Genomic DNA, 14,920 nt, shown 5'->3' on the forward strand with positions numbered 1-14,920 from the left:
TGTCTTTCCTCCTTATTGATTACAGGGTTTGTTTTGGTAAATAATACAGTACAACCCTGTTTTCCTTTGTAAGGTACTGGTTGGCCACCCTTTTGATATCGGCTTTGGTCACGGCCATATAGCGGTCAATCTCTGTATTGATCAGGTTGGCGTCACCGAAATACATGTGATAGTCTGAAAGGCTTTCAGCGATTCCTGCCATAGTTGAATTGCGGCTGATAAAATCGTTTTCAACCTTGTTGCGTAATTTTTCAAATTCCCGGTCGCTGAGCTCTTCCTGCTGAGCTTTGGCAATCTCTTCATTGATGGCATTTTCAAAGTCATCAGGAGCCACGCCTGAGTTTACGATACCAAATACCAGGAACAGGCCGGGATCTTCCAGGGCAAAGGGAAAGGCCCCGACAAACATGGCTTTCTGTTGCTTGTCAACAATCGATTTGGTCATTCGGGAGCTTTCGCCGTCGCTCAGCAGCGTAGTCAGCATGCTGAGTGCATAGTAGTCCGGAGTGCCTTTGGCGGGAATGTGATAAGCCTGAACAACAGCAGGCAGCTGGATATTGTCGTAAACGGTATCACGTACTTCGGCCGTTTTTACTGGTTCTACGATGTCAGGACGGTAAATTTCCTTTGTTCCCCGGGGGATGTCGCCGAAATATTTCTGAACAAGCTTTTTAGTTGATTCCACATCAATATCTCCGGCAATGGAGAGCGTGGCATTATTGGGAACATAGAATATAGAATGGAATTCCATAAATTCTTCCAGGGTGGCGATGTTGATGGATTCGGCCGATCCGATGGGCATCCAGCGGTAGGGGTGCTCTTTGAAAGCAGCACTGAAAGTTTTTTCCATCAGGGTGCCGTATGGACGGTTGTCGTACGACTGTTTGCGTTCTTCCTTCACAACGCTGCGCTGGGTTTCGACGCCAATGCTGTCGATGCGCAGGTGAAGCAGCCGCTCTGATTCCATCCATAGACCAAGCTCGAGTTGATTTGAGGGGAGCAGCAGATAATAAAAAGTCCTGTCGAAGCTGGTATTGGCATTCAGGCTTGCCCCTGCATTCATGGCAATTTTGTCGAATTCACTCCTGCCAATGTTCTCGCTTCCTTCAAACATCAGGTGTTCGAAAAAATGGGCAAAGCCGGTTCGCTCAGGATTTTCATTTTTTGAGCCCACATGATAGGAAATGGTAACTGCAACAATGGGAGTGGAATTGTCCTTGTGCAGGATAACATGCAAACCGTTATCCAGATCATACTCCGTGAAGTCGATGCGGTTTTGGGCGTTTGTCAGTGTAAAAGCCAATAGGCTGATAACCAACAGAAAGGCCTTTTTGAATGTGTTCATCTGATTGTTGTAATTTATAGTGGTTAACTGAATAATTCCCGGATTTTATTAATGTTAATTTCTGAAAAATCGCTGAGGACGCTGTGTGCTTCAGTGAGCTCAACCCTGTGATGGGTGGTTGCAACGCCTATGACTTTCATTTTTGCCTTCAGGGCGGCATCAATGCCTTTTAATGTGTCTTCAAAAACCAGGCAATCAGCAGGATCAGTTTTTAGCATAGCAGCCGCTTTCAGAAAAACCTCCGGATCGGGTTTGCCCCGCCTGACCATGGATGCGTCGGCTATGGCCGTGAAGTACTCCCGTATTCCGGTTTCAGCCAGAATAAAGTCAACATTGGCCCTTTCTGCTGATGTGGCGATGGCCATCGGGATTCCGGCTGTTTTAAGGTCAAACAGCAATTCCTTTAATCCCGGGATAAGCACTACATTATCGTGGTACAGATATCTGTAGATAAGTTCCTTTTCGGCTGAATATTCGGCAATTTTTGAAGCAGGTAATTCTTTTTTAAAAATAAAGGCCAGGTGATCTGCATTTGATCCGCCAAAAACATATTCAAGGAAATCGTCAGCAGAAATACTTTTTCCATGGCGTGAACAAAATTTCTCCCAGGCCATCAGGTGATACCGGAAATTGTCAACCAGTACCCCGTCCATATCAAAGATTACAGCTATATTCCCAGTCATTACATTTTTACTTCTCGGTTGATATATGTACTGTAATCTTTTACCTTTTGCCTGTATTCCTCATTGAAAAGGTGCGATGAAATGATGAAATCCGCGGTTGAACGGTTACAGGCGGTCGGGATATTGTATAACACAGTGATCCTTAGCAATGCTTTCACATCTACATCATGCGGCTGAGGCTGCATCGGATCCCAGAAGAAGATCATCAGGTCAATCTCACCATCGACGATCATTGCGCCAAGTTGCTGATCTCCTCCCAGGGGGCCTGATTTCAGCTTGGTTACTTCAAAACTGCTGAATTTTTCACTGTCGAGGGCCGGCTTTAGCTGTTGCTCAATAAGCTTTCCGGTAGTTCCGGTGCAGATAATTTTATGTTCAAGAAGCGTAACAGCATTGTATTCTACCCATTCTATAAGATCCTGTTTGCGGTTATCGTGTGCTACCAGGGCAATTCTCTTTTTCTTTTCCATCTTTAAAGGAATGAGCGGCGAAATTAACAAAAAGAGTAATGATGTCTGCTTTTTTTATACGGTTTGTGTTGTGTGAATCAGGGACTTCACAGCTTATTTATTTTTGTATCTTTGCAGCGTTTTTTAGAAGTGAGACCCTAAAGACCTAAGTTATTCATTTTAAAGAAGAAACTACATGAACAGAGTTATGGTACTTACCGGTGGCGGCGACTGTCCGGGACTAAATGCGGTAATCCGCGCCATCGTAAAGCGAGCCGCCCGCGAAAAAGACTGGGAAGTGGTGGGCAGTATTGAAGCTTTTAATGGCATCTTGCGTGAGCCCACCGAAATTGTTGTACTGGACGAGAAAGCTGTTTCCGGGATACACTACCAGGGTGGCACCATCATACAAACTACCAACAAAGGAGGCCCTTTTGCCTGGCCCGTTAAGCAAAAAGACGGTTCTTATATCGCCGTTGACCGCTCCGATGAAATGATCAGAAAGATCCAGTATCTCGGTATTGACGCGGTGATCAATATCGGCGGGGACGGATCGCAGCGGATTTCGCAGGCTTTGTTTGAGAAAGGACTGAATATAATCGGGGTGCCCAAGACCATCGACAATGACCTTTCCGCAACGGATGCAACCTTTGGATTTCAGACAGCAATTCAGATTGCCACCGAGGCAGTTGATAAACTGGTGACCACTGCTGCCAGTCACAACAGGGTTCAGATTCTTGAAGTAATGGGCCGCAATGCCGGCTGGATTGCGTTGAATGCTGCGGTGGCCGGGGGCGCTGAAATCTGCCTGCTGCCTGAGTTCCCATACGATATTGAGAAAGTTATGGAACGTATTGAGAAACGATTCGACAAAGGCCGCGGTTTTGTAAATATCGTGATTGCTGAAGGCGCGCGCAATATCAAGGGTGATCTTATCGCCGAGAAAAGCCAGGAGGTTGGGTATGCCAACGTAAAACTGGGAGGAGTAGGTTTCCGGTTCGAAGAGGAACTGAAAGAGGCCGGTTGTGAACACAGTATACGTACTACGGTGCTGGGCCATCTGCAAAGGGGAGGCGTTCCCATTGCCTATGACCGGGTGCTGGCAACCCAGTATGGCGTAAAAGCTTTTGAGCTTGTGCTTGCCGGTGAATTCGGACGTATGGTTTCATACCGTCATCCCTACATCACTTCCGTTACTTTGAAAGAAGCAATTCAGAAGCCCAATCTTGTGGATCCTGATACCGCGCTGATGAAAACCGCCCGTGGCATAGGAATTTGCTTCGGCGATTGATTTAGGGGGAGAAGAATCCCTGAAAATTAAAATAAATGCCTGAATGACCTTTTGCAGCCGTTCAGGCATTTACATTTTTTGGTGTTCCGTAGCACCCGGATTAATTCACCATAAGTTTAGCAACCCCGCCGGTGGTGTTCCTTACAAGATAGATGCCCGGTTTCAGGCTGCCTATATCTATTTTCTGACTAGTCACAGCCGGCAGTATCTCCCTGCCGGAAAGGTCAAAAATGGAAATAGTCTCGAACTCCTCCAGGTAAATAAAGCCGGTATTGCTGGGATTCGGATAAATATTCAGCCGGTATGCAGGGATTTCCGGGATGCCCACCATACTGTTTGTGCTTCCTGGCGTCGGATTGTCAAATAGCTTCCATTCCACTGCACCATCGGTAACCCTGCCCATGGAAATGTTGGTTGACTGGTTTATATATGTAATGCCATCGATAAGTGCAAATCCCGATGCTTCATTATCGAAAATGCCGATCTCTTCATTGTCCTTGTCAAGTTTATAAGGGGTGTGCATACTTCCCTGGGTGGGCTGACCATCGGCCCATACAAGCAGGTATCCGCCGGCACCGATGGTGGTATCGGGGAATGCCCATTTTACGGGATTGTTCAGGTTATCGCTCAGGTATTTGTCGCCCAGCCACACCGCCTGACCGCCTGCGTTATAAATCTCAATCCAGTCATCGTACTCACCGTATTCATCGGCGATGGTCGAGCTGTTGCTGGCCATAAACTCATTGATATAGAGCATGATCGGGTTGGGTGACGGAATGGTGTACTGTACGGCATCGCAGGGCTTTGCAACGGTTACCTGGTTGTTGTCGGTCGCTTTTATTCTGAATTCCAGCAGTGTATTGGCGTCCATCCCGCTGAGTGTAGCGATGAAAGTTCCGCCGTCTGATGTGGTTTTGTTGTTCAATCTGTTTCCGGTCATGGTCTTTTGCTGCCAGCCGCCACCGTTTATCCGGTACTCAAGCGTCACGGAATTCAGGTTTTCGTCTTCCGCAAAGGCAAGGATCCTGATTTCCTGAAAGGGGAGGGGGGCATTGTGCCGGATATATCTGATCATGGGCGGGGCGTTCAGGTTCTGCGCCTGTACAAGCGCTGAAGTGTTTCTTGTCTGCAGGTATGGCAGCAGCCCCACCGGCACATGCGCACCGGTTCCTGCTTCAAATGATTGATTAAACGATGCAATAGTGTAACCGTAGTCCAGCGGATAGTAGGGGTCGTTTGCCACAAAAGGCTGCAACCGGTCGCGGATAACAAAAAGATTGTCGAGGAAGTCCTGCCGGGAAGTAACCTGCTGAATGGCCTGTTTCAGGTAATAAGTGAACTGTGCTTTGTAATCCGGCACCTGCATCAGGCGCGTAAAAAGAGGACGAGGTTCGGAAGGGTGCGCCCAGCTGTAAATATTCCTTGAAGCCCATTCAATCCCGAACCAGTCAATACCAAAAGTATTGTCCACATCATAGGGGATATATTCAAACAACCCGGTGGCCGTGTTGTGATAGAGGTAAAAATTGTTTTTATTGTAGATATATCCGTCCCAATTACCGGTAATTATATCTACAGCCGCTACTTTCAGGTAATCCTGCACGTTAAAGACTTTTTCGAGTGCACACGGAAGCTGCTGGAGGGGCGTGTCGTTCAGTACATCGATAAAATGGGCCAGATCACTGTAATCATCCGCCTCTTCATTGATTTTAAGCTCATAAGCCCTGCGACCTCCGGATTCGAACTTGTACAGGTCGGGATTTGCCCCGCGGTAGGTTAGGTCGGCCGGATAAAGGCATTTGTATAGGTTACCGTCATTATTGCCAAACCATGTTTTTGCAAATTCTTCATCGATATGCTCAACATTTATATAAAGCCCGTGGTAGTTGCCGTTGATGTAAACCCGTACATGGTTATAACGCGGGCCTGCCAGCGAACACTGCCTGAGGATATCCCAGTAAATACCCGCCCTGCTCACCGAAGGGTCATTGTGCTCACCATTCAGGTTAAGTTTTTCAACCCCATGATATTTTCTGCCGGATATAAATGTATTGAAGGAAACTTTAAAGGATTTTTTTTGTGAATACCTGGAGGTGTTGCCCCTGAGCCTGAAACCAATGTCGCGGATGGTGTCGTGTACATTTCCGTTGTCAAAGACAAATACCGCCCTGAATTCATGATCCGACTCCACATTGGCATAAATCCAGCTCAGGGTGTCGGGATGAATCAGCACGTCGATGCGCGGAACCGTTGATTTGATATAGACTTCGCCATCGGCAGGAAACAATGGTTGTGCGTGAAGGAAGGTACAGGAAGTGATCAGAATGAGAATGGCGGACAATCGTTTCATTTTAAAGCGATTTACAGGGAAGTGATCCTTGATTTTATGCAAAGGTAGATTAATAATATTTGCATGGGGTGATTTGGCAGAATTACCCTACCCGCTTTTATGCCGGAATGGGAACAATTTTGCATCCGGTGTTTACTCATTAAATTAGCCTGTAAGAGTAATTTGTTAAGATTTAGTTAAAAATTATAGTTTTTCATGCGATAATAATTTAGTTAAAAGCAAGAAAAACAGCACGATAGAAATCAGATTAAAATAAAATGTTTAATAAATAAGCTAAAACATTAAACATTTTCTGAGGAGTCGGGTTTATTTAATGTCTAACAAATAAAATGAAACATTAAACAAAACCTGATACCATGAAAACAAACTTTTTGAAATTCCGTTTTGCTCTTTTGGCCATAGCGGCCACCACATTATTTGCTTCCTGCTCGAAAGATGAGGATACTCCTGCACCTCCGGCAGAAATGCCGAAAGATATTGTTGAGGTGGCTGTATCGGATGCCCGCTTTTCCATCCTGGTTGAAGCGGTCTCCAAAGCCAACCTTGTCAGCGCGTTGCAAGGCGATGGTCCCTTTACGGTGTTTGCTCCTACCAATGATGCTTTCAACGCTTTATTTGCCCAGTTGGGTGTAAGCGGTATTGCCGATCTGGATGCAGCGACCCTTACACCGATTCTTCTCAATCACGTAGTTGCCGGTAATATTAAATCTTCGGATATCTCAACCGGATATGTTTCAACACTGAATGCAACCGATCCCGCTCAGGCCGGAGTTCAGATTTATGTGGAGAAAGGCAGTGATGTAAAGATTGACGGCAGCAAGGTGATCATCGCCGATGTGATGGCCTCCAACGGTGTGATTCACGCCATTGATAAGGTGATTCTACCGGCAAACGTTGTTAATCATGCAATTAATAATCCAAATTTCAGCATTTTGGTGCAGGCTGTTGTCAAAGCGGGACTTGTTGAGGCCCTGAGCGGCACCGGACCCTTCACGGTATTCGCGCCCACCAATGCTGCTTTTAATGCCTTGTTTTCTGCTCTCGGTGTCTCCGGAATCGATGCACTCACAGCCGAGCAACTTTCGCCCATTCTTCTCTATCACGTAGTTCCCGGTAATGTACGCTCTAACCAGGTTTCAAGCGGAACTGTGCCCACACTCAAGGACGGAAGCAATCTTAATATTACTGTCAGCAATATGGGTGTTAACATAAATGGATCTGTAAATGTGATTGCTACTGATGTGCAGGGCGCTAATGGTGTGATTCACGTGATTGATGCAGTGTTAGTTCCATAATTTTAGGTTTTTGGGATTATGGTAAAAGCCTGCCGGAATTCCGGCGGGCTTTTTAGTTGAAAGTTATATGACAGTAGTCCTTTAAAAATTATTAATGAACTGACTAACAGCGGATTATAAATACTTGTTTAAGGATAGCAAATCATTTATAATCAATTCGTTACGTCTTTGCCTCCTTGCGTGATTCTTAAATTTAACGTACTGTTGAAATGAGAGATCAATCTACCGGGAGTGTAATTTCCCGGCCGTCAATAAACTGCCTGATGACTCCGGATAACAGCTTATATCCTTTGCCATTAAGGTGCTCTCCATCAAATGAATATAGGCTGTCAAGCCTGTTCGTCCGTGTACAGAGTATGTGATTAACATCAATGAAATCAGCATTATTTTCCCGGGCAATAACCCTGATTCGTTCATTTATTCCGGCAATAAAATCGTTGCTGATCCAGGCATTGTTTACAGGGATCATACTTACGCAGAGAATTCCTGCGTCAGGACATTTATGCCGGATGGATCTGATAATTTGTTCATAATAGAATGAAATAGTGTCAACAGACCTTCTAAAGGTAAGATCCTTAGGATCAAGCATAAAAATAATTTTTGAGGGTCTGGCCTCTGTTATCTGATTCACCCGGTTGTAAATTCCGATAATATCATCTCCGCCAATACCCCGGTTTTTAACCAACGGATTTGAAAGCATTTCGGCCCAATCGCAGTAATCAGCAATGCAGTTGCCCAGGATGATAATTGCATTTGAATCGGCAGGCATTTCCCTGAATGTACCGGTCTTCATTTTGTAATAAAAGCCTTCATATGAGTTTTCGCTGTATGATTGGTGGGTGAATTTTTTCCTGAGATAGCTTATCCCGCCTTTCTTTTCCACATGATTTGCAAGCACCAGTAACATAAGGGCATTCATAGCAAGTGAAACCCAAAGAAGGAACTTGATTATCCGGATATTGGATTTGGTGCTCATGCTGCCGGAATTTTAAGATCAACTTTTATCTATAAATTAAAACGTTACAGATTCAGATAGTGAGTGAAGGATGAGTAAAGAGGTTAATTAGTTCAGACTTCTGTAAAAGTGATCATTGTAGAAATCATTAACCGCTTTGATATTGCTCCGGGGTAAATGGACAGTTTAATGCAGCGTCTTCAGAAAAATGAGTTTATGATGTTCTCTCAAATATAGCAAATCTTATGGATTTTTGCAATGATTTTCTGCATTTTTCGGATAGTGACTTCCTGGGAGATAAATTGCGAAATTGTGATTGATCTGAAGGCTGTTGCAGAAAGGAGGAAAACGCTGCATTATAATAAATAATGCAGATCAATAGCAGTACTGATAATCCTTATCTTTGCAATGGTTTTGGAAATATAAAACGTACACATAATCAGCAAACTATGAGAGAGAGACTTTTTGATGCCGTAATTTTTGACCTGGATGGAGTGATAACCAAAACAGCGCTTGTGCACAGTTCGGCATGGAAAAAAATGTTTGACGATTATCTGAAGGAAAGAGAAGCGAAAAAGGGCGAACCATTCAGGGAATTTACCCATGCAGGCGATTATCTGCCTTTTGTTGATGGTAAGCCACGATATAAGGGAGTTCAGGATTTTCTGGCCTCCAGGGGTATAGACATTCCTTTCGGGGACCCTGCAGATACCCATGAGATGGAAACCATTTGCGGGCTGGGTAATCGCAAGGATTATGCATTCAATGAAATTCTGAAACGCGACGGCGTTGGCGTGTATGAAAGTACCGTCAGGCTTATTAATGAATTGAAATCATCGGGAATCAGGGTGGGCGTGGCCTCATCAAGTAAGAATTGCGCTCCGGTACTTGAAGCAGCCGGGTTGTTGCATCTCTTTGAAACCCGTGTTGACGGTGTGGTTTCGGCTGAGTTGAAGCTGAAAGGCAAGCCTGAACCGGATATTTTTACAACTGCCGCGGATAATCTGGGCGTCTCCTATGGCCGGACGGTAATTGTCGAAGATGCCGTTTCGGGTGTGCAGGCAGGTCAGAAAGGCGATTTTGGCCTGGTAATCGGTGTTGCACGTGAGGAAAATGCTGTTGAGTTAAGACGTAACGGGGCGGATGTTGTGGTTGAAGACCTGGAAGCGGTCACCATTGACAGTATAAATGACTGGTTTCTCCACGGACTTGAGGATGACAAATGGTCGGTATCCTACCATGCCTATGAGCCGGGTAAAGAGCGCACACGCGAAGCCCTGCTTGCGGTGGGCAACGGCTACTTCGGCACCAGGGGGGCCATGGAAGAAACTACTTCGAATCAGGTGAATAATCCGGGTACTTACATCGCAGGTCTCTATAACCGGCTTTCATCAAAGGTTGGCGACCGGATGATCGAGAATGAAGATTTTGTGAATGTTCCCAACTGGTTGCCGGTTACATTCCGGATCAATGATGGGGAGTGGTTTGATTTCAACAGCGCGGAATTCCTTGATTTTAACAAGCATCTCGATTTCAGGACGGGTGTTTTCAGCAGACGAATTGTGGTAAAGGATGCAGATGGAAAGGTTTCTGAAATAGTTTCAAAGCGCATTGCCAGCATGGCTGATCCTCACATCGCATCCATGCAGTATCAGGTAACTCCTTTGAATTATGGCGGTAAGATTACCATCAGGACAGGAATTGACGGCGATATTATCAATAACAACGTTGAGCGTTACAAACAACTGAACCAGCAACATCTGAAACCTGTTACCGAAGGTATCGATGGAAATATGCTTTGGGTATGCGTCGAAACCGTGCAATCAGCCATAAAGGTGGCGGAAGCAGCAAATCATACCGTTTTTGTTAACAGGAAGCCGTTAAGCGTTACAGGCAGGCAATTTACAGGCAGGAGCAGCGCATTTCTTGAATATGAGGTCAGCGTTGATCAGGGAATACCTGTGATGCTCGACAAATATGTAGCCATTTTCACTTCCAGACATGACGATGTAAATGACCCGTTGGCTGAAGCTAAGACTGCCATTGCAGTGAATCCCGGTTTTTCGCATGTTATGGCCAAAAGCAGCAAGGCCTGGCAGGAATTATGGGAGAAGATAGATGTTGTAATAGAAGGCAGCCGTATGGATCAGAAACTGATACGGCTTCACCTGTATCATCTGATGGTGTCAGCCTCCCCTCACAATGCGCGTATTGATGCAAGTTTTACGGCAAGGGGGCTGCACGGGGAGGCTTATCGCGGACATATTTTCTGGGATGAGTTGTTCATTCTGCCCTTCTACAATATGCATTTGCCTGAAACAGCCAGGGCCACATTGATGTATCGTTACAATCGTTTGCCGAAAGCGCGTGAATATGCTGTTCAGCACGGCTATAAAGGGGCCATGTTTCCCTGGCAGAGCGGAAGCGACGGCAGGGAAGAAACGCAGGTGGTTCATCTGAATCCGCTGTCGGGTGAATGGGGTGATGATTACAGTTCGCTGCAACGCCATGTTTCACTGGCTATCGCCTATAATGTATGGGAATACTATCATACTACCGGAGATCTGGAGTTTCTTAAAAATTACGGAGCAGAAATGTTTCTGGATATCTGCCGGTTCTGGATGGATAAGGCACAGCTGAATCCTGTCACCGGCCGGTATTCCATAGCCGGAGTGATGGGACCCGACGAGTTTCATGAGCAATACCACGGTTCAACCGAAGGAGGACTGAGCGACAATGCCTACACCAATATTATGGTGGTATGGGCCGTTGATAAAGCCTTTGAAATCCTCGCGCTTGCCGGAGATCAGGCTGATGCCGTAAAAACCAGACTCGGTCTGGACGATCAAGAGCTTGCGGAATGGAAACGGATTTCGCGGAACCTGAATATTATTATTTCTCCCGAAGGCATTATTTCGCAATACGACGGCTACTTCGGACTTAAAGAACTTGACTGGAACCATTACCGTCAGAAATACGGTAATATCTACCGGCTTGACCGCATATTGAAAGCGGAAGGGAAGTCGGCCGATGAATTTAAGGTTGCCAAACAGGCAGATACCCTGATGGCTTTTTACAATCTTGACGAATCGGAAGTCAGGCTGATCCTTGAGGAATTGGGATATAATGTCAGGCCGGATTACCTGAAGGAAAATCTTGATTATTACCTCGCCCGCACTTCTCATGGCTCGACCCTGAGCCGGGTGGTCCATGCCCTGCTGGCCAATATGAGTGGCGACCGCAAGCTTAGCTGGGAGCTGTATCAGGATGCGCTCAGCAGCGACTTTAACGATATTCAGGGAGGAACAACCGCCGAAGGTATTCATTTGGGTGTTATGGCGGGTACCATTCTGATTGCCATGCATGCCTATGCTGGTCTGAACCTGAGGGGAGACCGGATCAGAATAAATCCAAACCTGCCGGAAGCCTGGAAATCTATTGCTTTTGGTTTTGTATTTCAGGGTAACTCGCTGAAAATTAAAATGAATACAGTGTCGGTAGAGGTTGTTGCAAACAAAGTCAAATCTGGTGAAGTTGAAATCGAGATAAATGGATCCGTGTATTCCCTTACCGGCGGTCAGGTTCTTAAAGTTGATTTGAAGTAAGGGGGCGTAACTAACTGAATTAAAAAATAATCAAGATGCTGAATGACATTTTACAGTTGAACAAAAAGCATGAATTTGCTGCCAGAACGATCCTTGAAAAAGTGATGGCTGAAAAAACCGACAAGTATATCATTACCATTTCGGGTGAAGTGGAAACCGGAAAGTGTGAGGTAGCCCATATGCTGGGAAAATTGTTGAAAAAAGAAGGGATCAGGGTGAAACTACTTCACATGGATAACTATTACAAAATACCGCCGCTTGAACGCACTGAATGGCGGAAACGGCACGGTTTGGAGAGTGTCGGGTATGATGAATATGACTGGGATGTGGTTAACCGGACGCTGGCAGGTTTCAAGGAAGGCAAACTGACCACCCTTCCGTGCGTCGATCTGTTTACCGGACAGATTGATCAGTTAACCACCAATTTTGCCGGAATTGAGGTTTTGATTATCGAAGGATTGTATTCCGTGAAAATTGAAGAAGCCAATCTTAAGGTCTTTATTGAACAAACCTACCGCGATACCATTGAGGAACAGATTGCCTCAGGAAAGGAAGAACTGGATGAATTCAGAATGCAGATACTGGAGCGGGAACATCAGGTAGTTCAGTCACTTAAACCCCTGGCCGATTTTTACCTGGATTTTGATACGGCCAGCGAAATTTTTCACTATTAAGAAACATAAAAAAATCACTGCTATGTTAGGAGATGTATTACTGATCGGAGAAAAGCATGAGAATGCCGCCAAAGTTATTCTTCCGCGGATTCTGGAAAACCGGAAAAATAAGTATATCATTGCTGTTTCAGGAGAATCGGGATCAGGAAAAACAGAATTATCACATGTGATTGCCAAAATGCTCAGGAAAGAGGGTATCTTTTGCAAACCCATTCACATTGATAACTATTACCGCATCCATCCCCTTGAGCGTACAGAATGGCGTAAAAAGCACGGCATCGAAACGGCTGTAGGACTTGGGGAGTACGACTGGGATACCATATACAGGAATATCGATGATTTCAAAAATGACAGGGTTTCAACCATGCCTTGCATCGATCTCGTTACCGAGCAGGTAGATCATCTTACCACCGATTTTAAGGGTATCGAAATGATCATCGTTGACGGATTGTATGCCATTCATACAGAGGGCGTTGATCTCCGGATTTTTATCGAACTGACCTATCATGAGACTAAAAAAGCCCAGGTAGTAAGGGGAAAGGAGCCTCAGAACGAATACCGTATGCAGGTGCTGGAACGTGAGCACCAGGTTGTACAATCGTTACGCGAAAAAGCAGATATTTTTATCAATAAGGAATATCAGGTCGTTCCGGCCCGCTAAAAAAGCAAAAAAAACAGCCTGCCATTTTTTAAAAGGAACAGGAATGGCAGGCTGCTTATTGATGGAATTTACTGATGGTTGTCAGGAACGGGGATTTCTTCATCAGTTACCCTGTTTGTGCGGTTATACAGCGTGCTCAGATTCCGGAGGGTAATCTCATGTTCTCTGAGCAGTTGTCCGTCAAGGAACCGCCATTGCCAGTTACCTGACAGGGTGCCCGGTACATTCATTCTTCCGTTTGTTCCCAATCCCAGCACATCCTGAAGCGGAACCACCGCAATATCCGATACCGAAGCCCATGCCAGCCTGATCATCTGCCAGTGGATACCGGTACCAATACTTCCAAGGTATTGATGCAGTTTTAGTTTGTCTTCCGCGTCAAGGCTTTCGTACCAGCCAACCACCGTATCATTGTCATGCGTACCGGTATATACCACGCTGTTTTGCGGATAGAAATGCGGCAGGTATGGGTTGGCCTTGCTTTTATCGAAAGCAAACTGCAGGATTTTCATCCCCGGAAGGTTAAATTGTAACCGTACCTCGTCAACATCGGGCGTGATTACTCCCAGGTCTTCGGCAATGATGGGGAGTTTTCCCAGTTTTTTGTCAAGGGCCTCGAATAGCTCAACCGCCGGAGCTCCGATCCATTGCCCGTCGATGGCCGTTTCGGCGCCGAAGGGGATGGCCCAGAATGCCACAAGCCCCCTGAAGTGATCGATACGAATGATATCTGCCAGTTCCAGGTTATGGGCTACCCGTTTGATCCACCAGTCGAAACCGGTTGCTTTCAGATAATCCCATTTAAAGAGAACATTGCCCCACAACTGACCGGTTTCACTGAAAAAATCGGGGGGGACGCCGGCCACCATTTCCGGATTCAGGTCCCCGTCCAGCAAAAATACCTCCGGGTTAGCCCAGGCATCACTGCTGTCGAATGAAACGTAAAGCGGAATATCGCCGATAATCTGAATGTTTTTTTCGTTGGCGTAAGATTTGAGCTTCATCCATTGGCAGTTGGCAACAAACTGCAGAAATCTGTGGTATCCTGCCCGCTCTTCCAGTTCCTGTCTGGTTTTGTCGAGTGCCGGCTGCTTTCTGAGTCTCAGGTCATCGGGCCATTCATACCAGGGAATTCCCCCCAGGCTTTCTTTGATGGCCATAAACAGGGCATAGTCGTCAAGCCAGTGACTGTGCTTCTCTTTAAAGTCGTTGAAAGCATTTCTGTCGGCATCCGGCGCCGCCTCGCAAAACGCCCGGTAGGCTTTAGTGAAAATCTGCTCGCGTGAGCTGTTCACAAACGCATAATCAACCCTGCCGTTGTTTCTTCGTTTGGCTGCTGAAAGATCATTTTGGCCGATTAACCCCTTATTGACAAAATGTTGAAGGTCAATCAATACCGGGTTCAATGCATAGGCGGAATAGCTCTGATAGGGGGAGTCGCCCGGACCTGTCGGGCCAAGGGGCAACACCTGCCAGAGGTTCTGATGCGCTCTTTCCAGGAAGTCAACAAAATGATAAGCTTCTTCACCAAAGGTACCGATGCCATATTCATTCGGGAGCGAGGTGGGATGCAGCAATATGCCGCCTGATCGTTGGTTGGTCATCATGGTCT

At 45.9% G+C, this 14,920-nt stretch carries 11 protein-coding genes; 5 read left to right on the forward strand and 6 right to left on the reverse strand.

Annotation, left to right across the window (positions count from 1 at the left end):
- Positions 1–19: 19 nt before the first annotated feature.
- The 3 genes from TBC1_RS12515 to TBC1_RS12525 are packed head-to-tail and all read right to left on the reverse strand — an operon-like array spanning position 20 to position 2,498.
- Positions 20–1,345 carry a M16 family metallopeptidase gene (locus TBC1_RS12515; protein ID WP_062043425.1) on the reverse strand — a complete coding sequence of 442 codons (1,326 nt, stop codon included), beginning with the start codon at positions 1,343–1,345 and terminating at the stop codon, positions 20–22.
- Positions 1,346–1,368: 23 nt separating this feature from the next.
- On the reverse strand, positions 1,369–2,028 hold the full coding sequence (locus TBC1_RS12520) for an HAD family hydrolase (RefSeq protein ID WP_062043428.1): 660 nt from the start codon (positions 2,026–2,028) through the stop codon (positions 1,369–1,371).
- A complete protein-coding gene (locus tag TBC1_RS12525) occupies positions 2,028–2,498 on the reverse strand; it encodes a methylglyoxal synthase (protein WP_062043431.1) in 471 nt (156 codons plus the stop codon). The genes TBC1_RS12520 and TBC1_RS12525 overlap by 1 nt, the downstream gene beginning before the upstream one ends.
- Positions 2,499–2,673: 175 nt before the next feature.
- On the opposite strand from TBC1_RS12525, the gene TBC1_RS12530 reads away from it, so the two are divergent.
- On the forward strand, positions 2,674–3,768 hold the full coding sequence (locus TBC1_RS12530; RefSeq protein ID WP_172668897.1) for a 6-phosphofructokinase: 1,095 nt from the start codon (positions 2,674–2,676) through the stop codon (positions 3,766–3,768).
- Between the two features lie 100 nt (positions 3,769–3,868).
- On the opposite strand, the gene TBC1_RS12535 is transcribed toward TBC1_RS12530, so the two are convergent.
- Complete coding sequence (locus tag TBC1_RS12535) at positions 3,869–6,118, reverse strand: CotH kinase family protein (protein WP_082189623.1); 2,250 nt, start codon at positions 6,116–6,118, stop codon at positions 3,869–3,871.
- Between the two features lie 356 nt (positions 6,119–6,474).
- On the opposite strand from TBC1_RS12535, the gene TBC1_RS12540 reads away from it, so the two are divergent.
- Positions 6,475–7,413, forward strand: a complete 939-nt coding sequence (locus TBC1_RS12540; RefSeq protein WP_062043441.1) for a fasciclin domain-containing protein — start codon at positions 6,475–6,477, stop codon at positions 7,411–7,413.
- Positions 7,414–7,630: 217 nt separating this feature from the next.
- On the opposite strand, the gene TBC1_RS12545 is transcribed toward TBC1_RS12540, so the two are convergent.
- A complete protein-coding gene (locus TBC1_RS12545) occupies positions 7,631–8,389 on the reverse strand; it encodes a GDSL-type esterase/lipase family protein (RefSeq protein ID WP_062043444.1) in 759 nt (252 codons plus the stop codon).
- 428 nt (positions 8,390–8,817) lie between these two features.
- Here TBC1_RS12545 and TBC1_RS12550 point away from each other — a divergent pair, with 428 nt between their 5' ends.
- From TBC1_RS12550 to TBC1_RS12560, 3 genes are read left to right on the forward strand one after another with little or no spacing between them, the layout of a single operon-like run.
- Complete coding sequence (locus TBC1_RS12550) at positions 8,818–11,973, forward strand: HAD-IA family hydrolase (RefSeq protein WP_082189693.1); 3,156 nt, start codon at positions 8,818–8,820, stop codon at positions 11,971–11,973.
- Between the two features lie 35 nt (positions 11,974–12,008).
- A complete protein-coding gene (locus TBC1_RS12555; protein ID WP_062043450.1) occupies positions 12,009–12,647 on the forward strand; it encodes a nucleoside/nucleotide kinase family protein in 639 nt (212 codons plus the stop codon).
- Between the two features lie 22 nt (positions 12,648–12,669).
- Entirely contained in the window at positions 12,670–13,308 is a 639-nt protein-coding gene (locus tag TBC1_RS12560) for a uridine kinase family protein (protein WP_062043453.1), read from the forward strand.
- 68 nt (positions 13,309–13,376) lie between these two features.
- On the opposite strand, the gene malQ is transcribed toward TBC1_RS12560, so the two are convergent.
- On the reverse strand, positions 13,377–14,915 hold the full coding sequence (gene malQ / locus TBC1_RS12565) for a 4-alpha-glucanotransferase (RefSeq protein ID WP_201781688.1): 1,539 nt from the start codon (positions 14,913–14,915) through the stop codon (positions 13,377–13,379).
- Positions 14,916–14,920 lie beyond the last annotated feature (5 nt).

This window comes from Lentimicrobium saccharophilum, from assembly GCF_001192835.1.
Classification (GTDB): domain Bacteria; phylum Bacteroidota; class Bacteroidia; order Bacteroidales; family Lentimicrobiaceae; genus Lentimicrobium; species Lentimicrobium saccharophilum.

Coding starts and splice junctions, on each gene's coding strand:
- TBC1_RS12550 (WP_082189693.1), top strand. CDS start 8,818: ATGAGAGAGAGACTTTTTGATGCCGTAATTTTTGACCTGGATGGAGTG.
- TBC1_RS12555 (WP_062043450.1), top strand. CDS start 12,009: ATGCTGAATGACATTTTACAGTTGAACAAAAAGCATGAATTTGCTGCC.
- TBC1_RS12525 (WP_062043431.1), bottom strand. CDS start 2,498: ATGGAAAAGAAAAAGAGAATTGCCCTGGTAGCACACGATAACCGCAAA.
- TBC1_RS12560 (WP_062043453.1), top strand. CDS start 12,670: ATGTTAGGAGATGTATTACTGATCGGAGAAAAGCATGAGAATGCCGCC.
- TBC1_RS12515 (WP_062043425.1), bottom strand. CDS start 1,345: ATGAACACATTCAAAAAGGCCTTTCTGTTGGTTATCAGCCTATTGGCT.
- TBC1_RS12535 (WP_082189623.1), bottom strand. CDS start 6,118: ATGAAACGATTGTCCGCCATTCTCATTCTGATCACTTCCTGTACCTTC.
- TBC1_RS12545 (WP_062043444.1), bottom strand. CDS start 8,389: ATGAGCACCAAATCCAATATCCGGATAATCAAGTTCCTTCTTTGGGTT.
- malQ (WP_201781688.1), bottom strand. CDS start 14,915: ATGATGACCAACCAACGATCAGGCGGCATATTGCTGCATCCCACCTCG.
- TBC1_RS12540 (WP_062043441.1), top strand. CDS start 6,475: ATGAAAACAAACTTTTTGAAATTCCGTTTTGCTCTTTTGGCCATAGCG.
- TBC1_RS12530 (WP_172668897.1), top strand. CDS start 2,674: ATGAACAGAGTTATGGTACTTACCGGTGGCGGCGACTGTCCGGGACTA.
- TBC1_RS12520 (WP_062043428.1), bottom strand. CDS start 2,028: ATGACTGGGAATATAGCTGTAATCTTTGATATGGACGGGGTACTGGTT.